This window comes from Candidatus Pelagibacter sp. Uisw_130 (assembly GCF_047722505.1).
In the GTDB taxonomy this organism is placed as follows: Bacteria; Pseudomonadota; Alphaproteobacteria; order Pelagibacterales; family Pelagibacteraceae; genus Pelagibacter.
Map to the genome: position 1 here is coordinate 597,840 of NZ_CP159814.1, position 15,812 is coordinate 613,651.

15 protein-coding genes and 2 tRNA genes are annotated in these 15,812 nt (G+C 30.5%); 13 read left to right on the forward strand and 4 right to left on the reverse strand.

Features of this window, described 5'->3' with window-relative positions:
* Positions 1 to 4: 4 nt before the first annotated feature.
* On the reverse strand, positions 5 to 2,884 hold the full coding sequence (gene uvrA / locus ABXT55_RS03180) for an excinuclease ABC subunit UvrA (protein WP_415285305.1): 2,880 nt from the start codon (positions 2,882 to 2,884) through the stop codon (positions 5 to 7).
* Positions 2,885 to 2,972: 88 nt separating this feature from the next.
* Here uvrA and ssb point away from each other — a divergent pair, with 88 nt between their 5' ends.
* The 6 genes from ssb (at position 2,973) to ABXT55_RS03210 (ending at position 8,432) form a co-directional block, all read left to right on the forward strand.
* Positions 2,973 to 3,431: a single-stranded DNA-binding protein gene (ssb, locus tag ABXT55_RS03185; protein ID WP_415285306.1), complete on the forward strand. Its 459-nt coding sequence runs from the start codon at positions 2,973 to 2,975 to the stop codon at positions 3,429 to 3,431.
* A 5-nt stretch (positions 3,432 to 3,436) separates the two neighbouring features.
* On the forward strand, positions 3,437 to 5,986 hold the full coding sequence (gene gyrA / locus ABXT55_RS03190) for a DNA gyrase subunit A (RefSeq protein WP_415285307.1): 2,550 nt from the start codon (positions 3,437 to 3,439) through the stop codon (positions 5,984 to 5,986).
* Complete coding sequence (gene coaD / locus ABXT55_RS03195; protein WP_415285308.1) at positions 5,986 to 6,480, forward strand: pantetheine-phosphate adenylyltransferase; 495 nt, start codon at positions 5,986 to 5,988, stop codon at positions 6,478 to 6,480. The genes gyrA and coaD overlap by 1 nt, the downstream gene beginning before the upstream one ends.
* Positions 6,473 to 7,027 carry a peptidylprolyl isomerase gene (locus tag ABXT55_RS03200; RefSeq protein WP_415285309.1) on the forward strand — a complete coding sequence of 185 codons (555 nt, stop codon included), beginning with the start codon at positions 6,473 to 6,475 and terminating at the stop codon, positions 7,025 to 7,027. Before coaD ends, ABXT55_RS03200 begins: the two co-directional genes overlap by 8 nt.
* A 17-nt stretch (positions 7,028 to 7,044) precedes the next feature.
* A complete protein-coding gene (gene tgt / locus ABXT55_RS03205; protein WP_415285310.1) occupies positions 7,045 to 8,157 on the forward strand; it encodes a tRNA guanosine(34) transglycosylase Tgt in 1,113 nt (370 codons plus the stop codon).
* Between the two features lie 199 nt (positions 8,158 to 8,356).
* Positions 8,357 to 8,432, forward strand: a tRNA-Lys gene (locus ABXT55_RS03210).
* A gap of 20 nt (positions 8,433 to 8,452) precedes the next feature.
* Here ABXT55_RS03210 and ABXT55_RS03215 read toward each other — a convergent pair.
* Complete coding sequence (locus ABXT55_RS03215; protein ID WP_415285311.1) at positions 8,453 to 9,280, reverse strand: M48 family metallopeptidase; 828 nt, start codon at positions 9,278 to 9,280, stop codon at positions 8,453 to 8,455.
* A gap of 124 nt (positions 9,281 to 9,404) precedes the next feature.
* Between ABXT55_RS03215 and ABXT55_RS03220 the strand changes: the two genes are divergently transcribed.
* Positions 9,405 to 10,019, forward strand: a complete 615-nt coding sequence (locus ABXT55_RS03220) for a DUF502 domain-containing protein (RefSeq protein WP_415285312.1) — start codon at positions 9,405 to 9,407, stop codon at positions 10,017 to 10,019.
* Here the strand turns inward: ABXT55_RS03220 and ABXT55_RS03225 are convergent.
* Positions 10,016 to 12,067 (reverse strand): ATP-dependent DNA helicase RecG, encoded by a 2,052-nt coding sequence (locus ABXT55_RS03225; protein ID WP_415285313.1) that lies wholly within the window; start codon positions 12,065 to 12,067, stop codon positions 10,016 to 10,018. The genes ABXT55_RS03220 and ABXT55_RS03225 overlap by 4 nt on opposite strands.
* A 24-nt stretch (positions 12,068 to 12,091) precedes the next feature.
* Between ABXT55_RS03225 and ABXT55_RS03230 the strand changes: the two genes are divergently transcribed.
* Positions 12,092 to 12,358 carry a succinate dehydrogenase assembly factor 2 gene (locus tag ABXT55_RS03230; RefSeq protein ID WP_415285314.1) on the forward strand — a complete coding sequence of 89 codons (267 nt, stop codon included), beginning with the start codon at positions 12,092 to 12,094 and terminating at the stop codon, positions 12,356 to 12,358.
* Here ABXT55_RS03230 and ABXT55_RS03235 read toward each other — a convergent pair.
* Positions 12,359 to 12,448, reverse strand: a tRNA-Ser gene (locus ABXT55_RS03235).
* A 137-nt stretch (positions 12,449 to 12,585) separates the two neighbouring features.
* Between ABXT55_RS03235 and ABXT55_RS03240 the strand changes: the two genes are divergently transcribed.
* From ABXT55_RS03240 to ABXT55_RS03260, 5 genes are all read left to right on the forward strand, one after another.
* Complete coding sequence (locus tag ABXT55_RS03240; protein WP_415285315.1) at positions 12,586 to 13,038, forward strand: hypothetical protein; 453 nt, start codon at positions 12,586 to 12,588, stop codon at positions 13,036 to 13,038.
* Positions 13,039 to 13,271: 233 nt separating this feature from the next.
* Positions 13,272 to 13,820, forward strand: coding sequence for an SHOCT domain-containing protein (locus tag ABXT55_RS03245; RefSeq protein WP_415285317.1), 549 nt, complete (start codon positions 13,272 to 13,274; stop codon positions 13,818 to 13,820).
* A 15-nt stretch (positions 13,821 to 13,835) separates the two neighbouring features.
* A complete protein-coding gene (locus ABXT55_RS03250; protein ID WP_415285319.1) occupies positions 13,836 to 14,255 on the forward strand; it encodes a hypothetical protein in 420 nt (139 codons plus the stop codon).
* 362 nt (positions 14,256 to 14,617) lie between these two features.
* The gene (locus tag ABXT55_RS03255) at positions 14,618 to 15,154 is read left to right on the forward strand and encodes a type IV pilin protein (protein WP_415285320.1); all 537 of its coding nucleotides are present in this window, start codon (positions 14,618 to 14,620) and stop codon (positions 15,152 to 15,154) included.
* Complete coding sequence (locus ABXT55_RS03260) at positions 15,138 to 15,680, forward strand: pilin (RefSeq protein WP_415285321.1); 543 nt, start codon at positions 15,138 to 15,140, stop codon at positions 15,678 to 15,680. Before ABXT55_RS03255 ends, ABXT55_RS03260 begins: the two co-directional genes overlap by 17 nt.
* Positions 15,681 to 15,812: the final 132 nt, after the last annotated feature.

Consider the following 15,812-nt stretch of genomic DNA (forward strand, 5'->3'; position numbering starts at 1 on the left):
ATGTTTAAATCTTTAACTTCTTTTTAAATTTTTCTTCCAGCATGGGTTTTAAGAATTCACCAGTATAACTACCTTTTATTTTGATAATATCCTCAGGTTTGCCCTCTGCGATAATATTTCCACCTTTGACACCACCTTCAGGACCCATATCAACGATATAATCAGCTGTTTTGATTACATCCAAATTATGCTCAATAACAACAACTGTATTTCCTAGAGCTACAAATGTATGAAGTATTTCTAGTAGTTTTTTAATATCATGTTGATGAAGACCCGTTGTTGGTTCATCTAATATGTACATGGTTCTTCCTGTAGATCTTTTTGATAATTCCTTAGCTAATTTAATACGTTGAGCTTCACCACCAGATAGTGTTGTTGCCTGCTGTCCAATCTTTATATACCCAAGGCCTACTTTTTTAAGTGTTAATAGTTTTGTTTTAATATTTGAAATATTTTCGAAATACTCACATCCCTCGTCTACGGACATATCCAATACATCGGCAATACTTTTATCTTTAAATTTTATCTCTAGAGTTTCTCTATTGTACCTAGTTCCCTTACATTCATCACACTGGATATAAACATCAGGTAAGAAGTGCATCTCGTATGTAATTACACCATCACCTTCACAAGCTTCACATCTTCCACCTTTAACATTAAAAGAAAATCTGCCTGGCTTATATCCCCTTGTTTTTGACTCTGGTAGTGCTGTAAACCAATCTCTAATGGGGCCAAAAGCTCCAGTATAAGTTGCTGGGTTTGATCTAGGTGTTCTTCCAATAGGAGACTGATCTATATCAATTATTTTATCTATAAGCTCAACACCTTTATAACTCTTAAACTCTTTAGGGACTTTTCTAGCTTTGTTATTCAAGGTTAAATTTAATGCATGATATAATGTTTGTAATATTAGTGTTGATTTACCGCTACCTGAAACACCAGTCACGCAAGTAAAACTTCCTGTTGGAATTTTAAGATTAACGTTGTTCAAGTTATTTCCACTAGCACCATTAATTTCAACAAATCTTCCATTTTTTGCAAGCCTTCTGGTTCTTGGAATTTCTATATACTTTTTATGAGATAAGTATTGACCAGTAATACTGTTTTTATTTTTTAGTATTTCATCATAAGTACCTTGTGCAATTATTTCACCACCATTAGTTCCAGCTTCTGGACCCATATCTATTATATGATCTGCATTTTCCATCGTTTCCGTATCATGCTCAACAACAATTACAGTGTTACCTAAATCTCTTAGTCTTTTTAATGCATTTATTAATTTAACATTATCTTTTTGATGCAATCCGATAGAAGGTTCATCAAGTACATACAGTACACCAGTTAATCCAGAACCAATTTGTGAGGCAAGTCTTATTCTTTGAGCCTCACCTCCAGAAAGGGTTCCTGACTCTCTCGATAATGTTAAATATTCAAGCCCAACATTTAAAAGGAACGTTAGTCTTTCATTAATTTCTTTTAAAATATGTTCTGCTATCTTAAATTGTCGTTTATCAAGGTTTTGCTCTAGACCTTTAAACCAATTAGCAGCATCTAAAATAGATTTTTTAGTTACTTCGCTTATATTTTGATTATCAATTTTAACACATAAGGCTTCTTCTTTTAATCTATTACCGTTACATCCTTCACAAGCAGAATCAGATTGGTATTCAGCTATCGCTTCTCTTTTCCATTCACTGTCAGATTCAAGAAATCTTCTTTCAAGGTTATTTATTACACCTTCAAAAGTTTTTTTATGAGAATATTTTTCATAACCATCATCATAAACAAACTTAATTTCTTCTTCATCCGATCCAAACAATATTACATCTCTAAATTTTTTTGGAAGTTTTTTCCATCTCTCATCTAAAGAAATTCCATAATGTTTAGCAATAGAGGCTAAGGTTTGAGCATAATATAGTGTTGTTGATTTGGCCCATGGCTCTATAGCACCATCAGCTATACTTTTTTTCTCATCAGGAACTACTAAATTTGGATCTATATTCAATTTAATACCTATACCCTCACATTCTGCGCACGCTCCGTAAGGACTATTAAAAGAAAAAAGTCTTGGTTCAATCTCTTCAATTGTAAAACCACTTTCTGGACAAGCAAATTTTGTAGAATAAATTAATTTTTCAATTTTTCTAAATTTTTGTGGCAATGTTTCATCCTCGTACTCAACAAATACCAATCCATTTGATAAATTTACAGCTGTCTCAATACTTTCAGCAAGTCTATTACCAAGGTTGGAATTCAAGACAATTCTATCAACTAAAACAGATATGTCATGCTTGAGTTTTTTATCTAAATTAGGTGCATTATCTATTTCATATATGACTTCATCAATTTTAATTTTTCTAAAACCTCTTCTTTTATAACTTAAAATATCTTTTCTATACTCACCCTTACGACCTCTAACCACAGGAGCAAAAATATAAATTGTAGATTTTTTTGGTAATTTTTTTATTAAATCAACGATTTGGGTTATTGTTTGCGATGTAATTGGCTTTCCTGTGAATGGTGAGTAGGGAACACCAGCCCTCGCATACAACACTCTCATATAGTCATAAATTTCAGTAACTGTTGCAACAGTTGATCTTGGATTTTTAGAAGTATTTTTTTGCTCTATGGCTATAGCTGGACTTAATCCCTCGATAAGATCAACATTTGGTTTTTTCATTTTATCCAAAAATTGACGAGCATAAGCTGATAAACTTTCAACGTATCTTCTTTGTCCTTCGGCATAGACAGTGTCAAATGCTAATGAGGATTTTCCTGAACCAGAAAGACCAGTAATTACAACAAACTGATCTTTAGGTATTTCTACTGAAACATTCTTTAAGTTATGCTCTTTTGCACCCTTAATAACTATCTTTTTAATCATAATTTTAGTTGCTTTAAATTAATAAAATTAATATTGAGTTTGTATTGTGATATAAAATTAATTAAATTAATAAAGAATTATAAATATTATGGCTGGAAGTTTAAATAAAGTATTATTAATTGGGCGTTTAGGCGCAGACCCAGAAATCAAACAAATGTCGAATGGCAAAAGTCTTGCTACCTTAAGTTTAGCTACTAGCCAATCTTGGAAAGATAAAGCAACTGGCGAAAAAAAAGAAAAAACAGAATGGCACCGAATAGTTGTATTTAATGAAGGGTTAGTCAATGTCGTTCAGCAATATTTAAAAAAAGGTGCTCAAATTTATGTTGAGGGACAGATAACGACTAGAAAATGGAAAGATGAACAATCTGGTCAAGACAAGTATTCAACTGAAATTGTAATTCAAGGATACAATTCTTCACTTACTATGTTGGGTGGTGGAAACACTGGTGGTGGTATTCAAAATGACAATTCGCAAGCTGTCGCTAACAATCCTGATGATAGCCCCCAAGCCCCTAATGATATGGATGACGAAATTCCATTTTAGTTTCTATGAAAGACACAGAAATACCTAAAGACAAAAATATTAAACTTATCTCAATGCATGATGAGATGAGCTCATCGTACTTGTCATATGCAATGAGTGTAATTGTGAGTAGGGCTCTTCCTGATGTCAGAGATGGACTTAAACCAGTTCATAGAAGAATATTATTTGCCATGTATAAAGGTGGCTACGATTGGTCAAAACAATTTAGAAAATCTGCAAGAATAGTTGGGGATGTTATTGGTAAATATCACCCACATGGAGATCAATCTGTTTATGACGCTCTTGTCAGAATGGTTCAAGATTTTTCTATGAGTTTACCTCTTGTTCAAGGCCAAGGTAACTTTGGATCTATTGATGGAGATCCAGCTGCAGCTATGAGATATACGGAAACAAGATTAGCTAAAGTTTCTCAATACTTAATTGATGATATAGAAAAAAACACCGTTGATTATAAAAGTAATTACGATGAAACTGAAAAAGAACCAACAGTTTTACCTGCTCAATATCCTAATTTACTAGTAAATGGTGCTGGTGGTATTGCTGTGGGAATGGCTACAAGCATTCCTCCACATAATTTAGGTGAAATTATAGATGGAACATTAGCTTTAATTGAAAATAAAGATGTTAAAATTAAAGAGTTAATGAAACATATACCAGGTCCTGATTTTCCAACAGGTGGTGTCATCATTGGAAAAGAAATTATTAAAGCTGGATATAATGTGGGTCGTGGGTCATTTAAAATTAGAGGTGAAATTAGCGTTGAAGCACAAAAAAATGGTAGAGAGAGACTCGTTATAACCTCAGTACCATATCAAGTAAATAAATCAGTTTTAAATGAGAGAATTGCCCAACTTGTTAGAGAGAAAAAAATAGAGGGAATAAAAGATATTAGAGACGAATCTAACAGAGAAGGGATTAGAGTTGCTATTGATTTAAGAAATGGTGTTGAACCAGAAACTATTAAAAGATTACTTTATAAAAATACATCTATAGAAAGCTCTTTTGGCTTTAACACTTTAGCTATTGTTGACGGTAAACCAAAAATCTGTAATTTAAAAGAATTTTTATCAAATTTCTTAACATTCCGTGAAGACGTAGTAATCAAAAAAACTAAGTTTGATTTAAAGAAAGCTGAAGACAGAGCTCATATCCTTATTGGATTATCAGTATCTGTTGAGAACTTAGATAAGATTATAAAAATTATACGGTCTTCAAAAACTCCTGATGATGCTAAAAAATCCTTATTAAGCACTAAGTGGAAAATAAATAAATCTTTAAAGCTAATTTCACTTGTTGAAGATAAAAAAGGAAAAAATTTATACTCACTAACCGATCCTCAAGTAATTGCTATTTTAGAACTTAGACTTCAAAAACTTACAGCTCTTGGAATCAATGAAATAGAAGTCGAAATTAAGAAATTAGCTGACCTGATTAAAGGTTATAAAAAGATAATTAATTCTAAAAAAGAACTTTTAAACGTAATAAGTGAAGAGCTTAAAACTATCAAAGAAAAGTTTGCAGTTCCAAGAAGAACTAAAATTATAGATGCCGTTTTAAACTATGATATCGAAGAGACCATTCAAAAAGAAGAAGTGATTATTACAGTTACTCTTCAGGGTTATATTAAAAGAGGAGCTTTAAGTAGCGTCAAACAGCAAAAAAGAGGCGGTAAAGGAAAATCTGGGATAACAACGAGAGATCAAGATTCTGTGGTTCAAACTTTATCAGTTAACACTCGTACTTCTGTTCTTTTCTTCTCAACAGAAGGACTTGTCTATAAAATTAAAGCTTGGAAAATACCTGAAGGATCAACTACATCAAAAGGTAAATCTCTATTCAACATCTTACCTTTAAAAAATCATCAATCTATCAGTTCAATAATGCCATTTCCTGATGATGAGAGCGATATGAAAAATCTTCAAATTGTTTTCGCTACAGCTAAAGGTAAAGTTAGAAAAAATAGTCTAGAAGATTTTTCTTCAATTAACTCAGCTGGAAAAATTGCAATAAAATTAGATCCTAACGACAAAATCGTAGGTGTTGAAATCTGTAAGGATGATCAAGATGTAATGTTAAGTACAAAAAACGGTAAGTGCATCAGATTTGAATCAAAAAAACTAAGAATATTTAAGGGTAGATCATCCAAAGGTATTAAGGGTATAGAATTATCACCTAATGATGAAATTGTTTCTCTTTCAATAGCAAATAAAGAAAAAACAAAAAAAAATTCAAACTCTGATGAAAGATTTGTTTTATCTATTACAGAAAATGGATACGGGAAAAAAACTCTGAACAATGAATATAGAGTTACAAATAGAGGCGGCAAGGGTATAATTGGAATTATTAACTCACCAAGAAACGGTAGTATATGTTCCTCATTTTCAGTCATTGAAGGAGATGATGTAATGATTTCAACAAATAAAGGAAGAGTGATTAGAGTTGCTACTAAAGAAATAAGAACAGCAGGAAGAAATACTCAAGGTGTAAGAATTATCAAATTATCTGGTGATGAAAAAGTTGTTTCAGCAATAAAAATCGATGATAACTTGGAGTAATGAAAAAAGTTGCCATATATCCTGGAACATTTGATCCAATTACCTTTGGTCATATTGATGTAATTAAAAAAGCTTTAAAATTATTTGATAAAGTTGTTGTTGCGGCTTCTGACGGCACTAATAAAAATTATCTCTTTAATTCAACTGAAAGAATACATCTAATTAGAAAAGCACTATTCATTGATTTAAGATTTGATAAAAAAAAAATTGAAGTTATTTCATTTACATCATTAACAACTGATTTATGTAAAAAATACAAATCTAATATTATATTAAGAGGTCTAAGAGTTGTATCTGACTTTGAATATGAATTTCAATTAGCTGGAATGAATAGAAAATTAAATAACAATATAGAAACAATTTTTTTAATGTCTGATGTTGAAAATCAAATTATTTCATCAAGATTTGTTAAAGAAATAGTGAGACTAAAAGGTGATATAAAAAAATTTACAACAAAAAGTACAATAAAGTCTTTAAAAGAGAAATATGAATAAATTTATAACAAAATTTTTAATTTTATTTTTTATACTAACCAACAATATAATCGCAGAGGAGAATATAATGATTTTAAAACTTAAAGATGGAGACATTAAGATAGAACTTTTTGAAGATGTGGCACCTAACCACGTTAAAAGAATTAAACAATTAGCAAAAGATGGAAAGTACGACGGTGTTGTATTTCACAGAGTAATTGATGGTTTTATGGCTCAAACTGGAGATGTAAAATTTGGTAACTCTTCTAATGACCAATTTGATTTAAAAAGAGCAGGAATGGGTGGTTCTGATTTACCAGATCTTAAAGAAGAATTTAGTGACCTGCCTCATGAAAGAGGAACCTTGTCTATGGCAAGATCTCAAGATCCAAATAGTGCTAATAGTCAATTTTTTATTTGCTTCAAAGAGTCATCATTTCTAGATAGACAATATACTGTTTTTGGTAAAGTTATTGAAGGGATGGAGATAGTTGATAAAATTAAAAGAGGTGATCAAAATAATAACGGTTCCGTTTCTAACCCGGATAAAATTATTAGCTTTAAATAATATTAAAACTCATTTCAATGACATTAAAAAATTTCAAATTTAATGTCATTGAAAATGATAAATTTGCCAGAACTAGCATTATTGAAACTCATAGAGGCAACATTCAAACACCTGCTTTTATGCCTGTCGGTACACAAGCAACTGTAAAAGCTTGCCTTATTGATGATGTTATTAAAACTGGTGCTGAAATAATATTATCTAATACCTATCATTTAATGATTAGACCTGGTGTGGATAGAATAATTTCTGCAGGAGGACTTCACAAGTTTATGAATTGTAAGCTTCCGATACTTACAGATTCTGGTGGGTTTCAAGTTATGTCACTTTCAAAATTAAACAAAGTAGACAAAGAAAAAGGTGCAATATTTAATTCTCATGTAGATGGTAAAAAATTCATATTAAGTCCAGAGGAAAGCATAAGAGTTCAAAAAGGATTAGACTCAGATATTGTTATGATTATGGACGAGTGTCCTAAGAAAACTACTGATTATAATATAATTAATAAATCTATGGAATTATCCATATATTGGGCTGAAAGATCTAAAATAGCTTTTGGTTTAAACCCACACAAAGCTTTATTTGGAATAGTTCAGGGTGGTTTATTCAAAGATTTAAGAACTAAATCTCTTAATGAGTTAATCAAAATTGGTTTTGATGGCTATGCGATTGGAGGTCTTGCAGTTGGAGAGAGTCAAAATGAAATGTTTAGTGTTCTGGATGATTTAAAAAATATTATGCCTGATGATAAACCAAGATATTTAATGGGTGTGGGGACGCCAGCTGATATTCTGGGGGCTGTTAAGAGAGGCGTTGATATGTTCGACTGTGTAATGCCTACAAGATCTGGAAGAACTGGTTTAGCTTTTACTTGGAAAGGTCGTATAAATATTAAAAATAATAAATTTAAAAATGACAATGAGCCCCTTGATCCCAATTGTTCAAATCTAAATCTTAACAGGTATTCAAAAAACTATCTAAATCATCTATTTAATACGAATGAAATACTGGGTTCTACACTTTTAACCTTACATAACATCAACTTTTATCAAGAATTAATGTCTTCTATTAGAGAAAATATTAAAAGAGGTACTTTTGATAAATTTCACGATGAATACATTGATAAGTTGTAATTTAAATATTTGCAATTTGTGATGTTATGGAATAAATAATTGTTTTTGGTAATAAAAATTATTCAAGTTTGATATTTTTTTATTGTTTAAATTTTTAAGTGTAAAGAAATTTAAAAATTTTAAAGAAGACTTCACCAAAAGTTTTTTTTTAAAATTAGATAAAAAAAGACTTTTATCTCAACTTTATTAATTTATATGTGGGCCCTTAGCTCAGTTGGTAGAGCAATTCCCTTTTAAGGAATGGGTCGATGGTTCGAGTCCATCAGGGCTCACCACTAAAATAATCTATTAAATATTAACTAATTGTAATTGGTGGGTAGTCTAAAATGACACTATTTTCCCATTCTGATAAATCTTTTATTCTTTTTGATGACGATGGGTGTGTGCTCATAAATTGAGGAGGCTCTTTCCCTTTGTTTGCTGCTTTCATTCTTTCCCATAACTTTTTAGTTTCCCTAATATCAAAACCAGATAATGATGCAAAGATCATTCCCAGGTAATCAGCTTCACTTTCTTGGGTTCTCGAGAAAGGATTCATTATTCCTATTTGTGAAAGCAAACCAACTGTATTCATTCCTGTTACTCTATTCACTTGTGATAACTTCCCACCAGTAAATATATCTATAAGTTGTGTGCTTGTATTTAATAAAACTCCTCTACTAGCTCTTTCAACAGAATGTTTAGCAACAGCATGCGCAATTTCATGACCCATAACTGAGGCAAGACCATTTGTATTTTTTGTAACATCCAGTATTCCTGTGTATACAGCAATTTTACCACCAGGCATACACCAAGCATTTTTAACTTTTTTATTATCAATTAAAATATATTCCCAATCAAAATTGACCGTAGGATCATTTAGACCCGCTCTATAAAAGTATTCTGATATAGAATCTTCCATTCTTTTTCCAATATCTTTAATTTCATTTAGTGTTTTGGTGTCATCACTCATTTTCTCTTTTTCTTTAACTTTCTCATAGATTTGAGCAGCTTGCGCATTTAATTTACTTTCAGGTATAATTTTAAATTGTCTCCGATCAGTTATTGGTGTTGTAGAGCAAGCACCCAGCATCAAGCCTGAACATCCGCAGCCAACATAATTTAAAAATTTTCTTCTATTCATTTTATTAAAATTTTGATAATCATATAAATATATACTTTTATGAATTTAAACAATAAAATCTTAGTTGTACTTTTCATTATAGCTGTTTCTTTTGTTATTTATTCTAGTTATCACTAAATTATCTATGCCTATTAAAAAGAAAAAATCATTTGCTTTAAAATTACGAAACTATTTTTTTACAGGTGTAATTGTTTTAATACCAATTGGGTTTACACTTTATTTAAGCAAATTCTTAATCAATTTTTCAACGAAATTAGTACCATCAGGATTAAATCCTAACACTTATCTTCCATATGCAGTTCCAGGTATTGAAATAATTTTAACAATTATTTTTATTACAGTTGTTGGTGGTCTTTCTTTAACTTTTATAGGTAAAAAATTTTTACAAATAATTGATGATTTATTTAAAAGAATGCCAATACTAAGAACTATTTATTCTGCGATTGGACAAATGACAGATTCTTTTAGAGAACAAGAGGGTAATAAAAAAAGTGTTGTACTAGTTGAGTACCCAAGAAAAGGATCGTGGGCCGTAGGTTTCGCTACCAAGGAAAACACAGGTGAAATTAAAGCTAAAACAAATATTAATTTGGTTAATGTTTTTGTTCCAACAACGCCCAACCCAACAAGTGGCTTTTTGCTAATGATACCAAAAGAAGATTTGATTTACTTAGATATGACATTTGAAGAAGCCTCAAAATTTATAGTTTCAGCAGGAACCTCTAAGCCAAAAAGCTAAACCATATCATTAATTATATCTGCTTGATCGTATAACTTGAGTAACGCTTTATATTTTTTAATATCAATATTCTCTAATTCTATTTTTTTAATTTGTTTTTCTGCCATTAAAAATAAATCTTCGTTTTGAATTGGGTCAGCTAATTTAAAATTTTTAACACCACTTTGTTTAAAACCTAGTAAATCACCAAAACCTCTTAACTTCATATCTTCTTCAGAGATTTCGAAACCATCATTAGAGTTTTTTAAAATATTAATTCTTTTTTTTGCATTAACACTTAAATTAGACTTAAACATTAATATACAACTCGCTTGTTTTGTACCACGCCCAACCCTTCCTCTTAACTGATGTAACTGTGATAATCCAAATTTATTAGCATTTTCTATTATGATTACATTAGCATTAGGAAAATCAATACCAACTTCTATAATTGTTGTTGAAACTAAAATTGAATATTTTTTGTTTAAAAATTTATTCAATATTTCCTCTTTTTCCTCATTGTCAATTTTTCCATGAAGTAATGCAACGTTATTTGGAAAAATTTCATTAAGAAATTTGAATTTAGTAACCGAAGATTGATGATCTAATTTTTTTGATTCTTCTATCAAAGGACATACCCAAAAAATTTGGTTTCCTTCTTTAATTTCTTTTCTAACAAAATTAATAACATCATCCATTTTACTTTCTAATTTGCTGTAAGTTTTTACCTCTTTTCTATTACTTGGTTTTTCTCTAATAATAGAAACATCCATATCACCATAAACAGACATGGTCAGAGTTCTTGGAATCGGTGTTGCTGACATTAAAAGAACATCACAATTATCACCACCTTTATCCGATAAAAGCTTTCTTTGTCTAACACCAAATTTATGCTGCTCATCAATTATAATATAACCAAGGTTTGCAAAAATTATTTTTTTTTGAAAAATTGCATGTGTACCAAATACCATTTGAATTTGATTGTTTTCTAATTCTTTTACAACTCGCTTTTTCTCACTGCTTTCACTCTTACTGGAAAGTAATTCAATCTTTATATTTTTAGGAAATAGTTTTTTTGCTAAAATATAATGTTGTCTAGCTAATATTTCAGTAGGGGCCATTAATGCTACTTGGAACCCTGAACTAATGACACTTAAAGAAGAAATTAATGCAACAATAGTTTTACCACTTCCAACGTCACCCTGTAAAAGTCTAAACATTTTACTTTTAGAATTTAGGTCTTTATTAATATCATTTAATGAATTTTTTTGATCCTTAGTAAGAGTAAAGTTTAATTTATTAACTATATTATTATAAGCCATTTCAGTAAAATTTTTAGAAACTTTTTTAATTCTTTTAATTTTTTTTCTTATTTCAGAATTAACCAAAAATGATGCTAGTATTTCATCATAAGCAAGTCTTTTATAAAAATCAGATTTATAATTTTCAATATTTTCTGGATTATGTAATTTTATTATAGATTCATTCCAACTTTCATTGTTAAAAATTTTTAGTATGTCTTTATCGTGCCACTCAGTCAAAATAGGTAAGTTTTTTAAAATTTGATTAATAATTTTATTATAAGTTTTTTCAGTAATGCCCTCTGTTAATGAGTACTTATTATCGATGTTTTCAATTAATGAACTATCTTGTGAAATATATGTGGGGTTTGTTATCTGATATCGTCCTTTATAATTACCTATCTTACCACTAATTGTCACTTCTTCATTTAATGGTAAAATTTTTCTTACATATCCTTCGTGACTATTAAAAAATATACAATCAATCTTTCCCGTTTCATCAATACAATTTACTCTATTAGGTAAATTTCTAACTCTTGGAAATTGATATTTTAGTGGAACAATTCTGATAGTTTGAATAACACCTATTTGAAGATCACAAATTTTACTAACGAGCGTTCTGTCTGTATAAGATTTAGGTAACCTCCACAGTAGGTCAAATATATTATTTACTTTTTTTTTCTTCAAAATTTCCATGGTTTTTTTACCCACACCATTTAATTTGGTTAGATCAGCCAATAAATAGTCATAATTATTCTTATTTTTCATGTTAGGTGTAATATATTAAATTTTATGACCATTAATATAAAGGATTTAAAAAATAAAATAATTTATAGAGCCAACTATAGAGGTACTAAAGAAATGGATAAGTTATTAGGTTCATTTACCAAAAAATATATTGATCAATTTAACGAACAAGATCTAAACCTTTTATGTGATTTGTTAGATTGTGATGATGAAAATCTTTATAAATTTAATCAAGGTCAAAATTTAACAATTCAAATTAAGTTAAACAAAGTTTCAGAGATGTTTAAAAATTATAAATATACAAGTGAATAGTGGCGGAGAGACTGAGATTCGAACTCAGGAAAGAGTTGCCCCTTTGCCGGTTTTCAAGACCGGTGCATTCAACCGCTCTGCCATCTCTCCGTTAGTGAGTGTTTTAGCTAACAATCTAGAATTTTCAACTTAAAATATTAATTAATAGTTACTAAAAACTAGTTTCGTACAAGTTTCGTACAAGTTTCATCCTATAAAATCCCATTTTCATTTGATAGAGTATCTTGATGAAACGCTTACTAGCATATCTGTTCATCGTTCTGGGTTTGTTGTTAAGTGGTAATGCTTATTCTGCAAATCTTAATCTTGAATGTTATGGAGTTGGGTCAACAATTGGTTCAATAACCAAGTATGATCAAAATACAGGAGTTACAACTGGATCAAATTATAAAAAAGAAATTAATTCAACCATTAATGTTTCTATAGGTGATAAAGGCAACTGGATACAAATACCTACTCATTTATTACCACCAATAAAAAAAAAGCAACCAAATAATAAGTACAATATTTATAAACTAAAAACTTCAGAAGATTCAATTACTGGTAAGTTTAAATTGAATTTTGCTAATAAACCTTCAATGACTCTAGACCGTTATTCTGGAGTGCTATCGTATAAAGGTCTTGGTACTTCATTTACTGGTGAATGCAAAAAAGTTGATAGAACAAAAAAAAAATTTTAAAGCAAATTTAAGTAGAAAATTGCGACGTATGTGCGACCAAAAATAATCTTAACACCAATCAGCATTATAAATAAAGAGAAGTAGGAGAGTGTGAAGGGGCGTTCTGTTACCCGGTGCTCCAGACCATGCTTCTATAATCCTTATTTTGCAACAAAGTTGCTTTAGCAAATAGCAGAAGTTTGGACGAAGTTATGAGTCAATTACGTGTCAGTTTTGTGCTAGGATATTGGTTCATGAAAAAGATTTTAAGGATCGTGGTTCTGGGTTTGTTGTTGAGTGGGAATGCTTATGCAGATCTTAATGGTTATGGTGAGGTAAAACTTAATCAATATAATGTAAATCAATTTGAGTTTTATTTGTCTGATAATATTCATGATAAAAATGGGGGTCATCAAAGGTCTGGTAAAGGCCTTGTTTTTGCAATTTCATTAGATGGAGCAGACAGTGGATATTATTATTGTTTTAAAGGTAGTGATTGTAATGCCAATAGTTCTTTAGCTGATACTATTTCACATTGTCAAAGAAATGCTAAAAAAAATTCTGGTGAAAAACAAACGTGCAGAATATTTGCAAAGAAAAGAACTATTGTTTGGGATGGCTTAAATAAAAAAGTTCCAAAGGGAGTGAACGTTAAGGATTTTTTAGATGAGCTAGGATTAGTATCTCATGAAGTAGCTCCTACTAATATTGATGAAGAGCAATTAAAACAATTAAAATCACTGTTGGACTTAGGGATAATGACCCAAGAAGAGTACGATGAAGCAATAAAAGCAACACAATAAAGAAAGGGAAGCATCATGATCAAAAAAACAATTATATATTTAATATTAACATTATTTACAACAGCTGTTGCAGCAGATGAACTTTTTATGAAGTGTGGTCAAACTACATTTAAATATATCAATGATCCTACTGGTGATAAAGTGTTTTGGAAAAACCGTAATGCTACAAAAAATAAATATAAGGAGTGGTGTTCAAACGAGCTTCGAAAGGAAGATATATCAAATGATGGATGGGTAAGAATTATCAAAAACAATAAAGCAACCTGTATATTTAAAAGTGTGAAATATAAATATGAAGGTAAAGTATTAGAAAGAACTAATTCACTTTCAGTTTCTGATTTTGTAAATTTAACTCGTCATATTGAGTGGTATCATACAAATACCGGTAGTAAGAAAAATGTTAAAGATTTTAAGTGCAAGAAAAAGAAAAAGTAAATTAACAGTATGAAAAAACTTCTATCGATCATCGTTCTAGGATTTTATAGGATAAACTAGTGTCCAGACTAGAGACTTTAGAGATATAGCAGAGATCTGGTGTGAGTATGTTTGAATAAGCGTTGGTATTCCTAGAAACAGTCTGGGAAAAAAGGCGCTTAAATTATGCACTTGAGGGACACACTACCTCACACTAGCTCACACTAGTTATGCGGACGATTTAAGATTTATAAAAAATTAATCACATAAAGATTCACTAAAATGTCTCTTAAACTAGACAACGAACTCGATTAAAAAGAGATAAATCAAATAGCTAATTCTATCACCTTGATGCTTAGATTTTGTTTTGTTAAGCTTAATCCATGAAACGAAATGGTTTTACCCTAATAGAACTCCTAGTCGTAGTAGCCATCATCGGTATTTTAGCTGCTGTAGGAGTAGTTGCTTATAATGGGTATACGGGTGCTGCTAAAGTTAGTGCTACCAAAGCAAATCATAAAAGTGTTGTAAAATATATCAAAGCTGAATTAATGAAATGTGAGTTAGGGGATGCATCTATATTTAAGGATGGAAACTATGGAGAAATAAGTTGTAACGATGCTTCTTCAGTTTCATCGGGATGGTCAATAAATGAAAAAGGTGGGATGAGATTAAGAGACTCTCTTTTTAATAATTCTAAAATTTTTAGTCACATTAATGCATTTGATAATTCTAAGTTAGCAGTTGATAGACAATGTAGTGGTGTTGGTAGTGGTGCTTATGGATGTCTTGGAATGGTTTACATAACTGAATTTAATACAGCAAATTCTTTTGCAGGAGGTCTTCATGTTAAAACTTGTTATAAAGAGCCATGTAGTAATAATTTTTTGTGGGATCAAATAAATGTTTACCCAGATTAGCATAAAACACAAAGCCTTCACCTTAATAGAGCTTTTAGTCGTTGTAGCGATCATCGGTATCCTCGCAGCTGTTGGTGTGGTTGCTTATAATGGGTATACGGGTGCTGCAAAGAAAAATGCTACACTAGCTCAACATTCGACAATAGCAAAATATGCTGCTGCTGAATTTATGAAGTGTCAATTAGGAGAAGAGTATATTTTTGGTGTAAAAAAAAACCAATCAAATTCAAGCACTGCAAAGTGTACTGTATTATCTGTTGGTTACGGAGCAGATCCTGGTCTTCACATTGGAACAGCTCTACAAAATAAACTTTATAATATTTTTGATCCAAAGGGTAGTGCGGGTAATCGAAGACTTGCATTTTCTAGGGCAACTGGAAATGTACCAAATTGTTATGCAAATGATCAGGTTGGTGATAATGGATGTCATTTTATTGGATGGGATAGCGCTTTAAAGAAACTAACCATTTATACTTATTATACTGGGACAAGTAATCCTAAAAAAACTGATATATATTTTGACTAAGTAAAAAATTCCGATCAGGGTACGACCAAAACTAATCTAAGCATTAATCAGCATTATAAATAAAGAGAAGTAGGAGCGTATTAAGGGGCGTTCTGTTACCCAGTGCCCTGGACCTATCTTCGTACAAGTTTT